Origin of the sequence: Streptomyces actuosus (assembly GCF_016921115.1) — a bacterium.
GTDB classification, from domain to species: Bacteria; Actinomycetota; Actinomycetes; order Streptomycetales; family Streptomycetaceae; genus Streptomyces; species Streptomyces actuosus_A.
In genome coordinates this window covers 1-444 of record NZ_JAFFZS010000219.1, presented here as the reverse complement: position 1 = coordinate 444, position 444 = coordinate 1, and the positions used below count along the sequence as shown (strand labels likewise).

Here is a 444-nt window from a genome sequence, read left to right as displayed (position 1 = left end):
CGTCCGAGAACGCCTTGCACCGACCGTCCGACGCCAACCCCCGCTGCCGCGAGAACTCCAGGAAGGTCTCCGGCGTCGACATCACCGTCACACCACCGGCCAGCGCCAGATCACACTCACCCGCCCGAAGCGCCTGAGCCGCCAGGTGCAACGCCACCAACGACGACGAACACGCCGTGTCCACCGTCACCGCAGGACCCTCGAAACCGAACGTGTACGCGATACGACCCGACGCGACACTGCCGGTGTTGCCCGTCAGCAGGTAACCGTCCGAGTCGTGTTCTCCTGCGCGCAGGAAGGATCCGTAGTCCTGCGTGATGGCGCCGGCGAAGACGCCGGTGCGGGAACCGCGCAGGCTCGCCGGATCGATACCCGCCCGCTCGAACACCTCCCACGACGTCTCCAGCAGCACACGCTGCTGCGGATCCATCGCCAACGCCTCAC

At 67.6% G+C, this 444-nt stretch carries 1 protein-coding gene; it reads right to left on the bottom strand.

Features of this window, described 5'->3' with window-relative positions:
- Positions 1–444 (bottom strand): beta-ketoacyl synthase N-terminal-like domain-containing protein (locus JS756_RS36180; protein WP_205387498.1); only part of this gene is annotated, 444 nt, incomplete at both ends.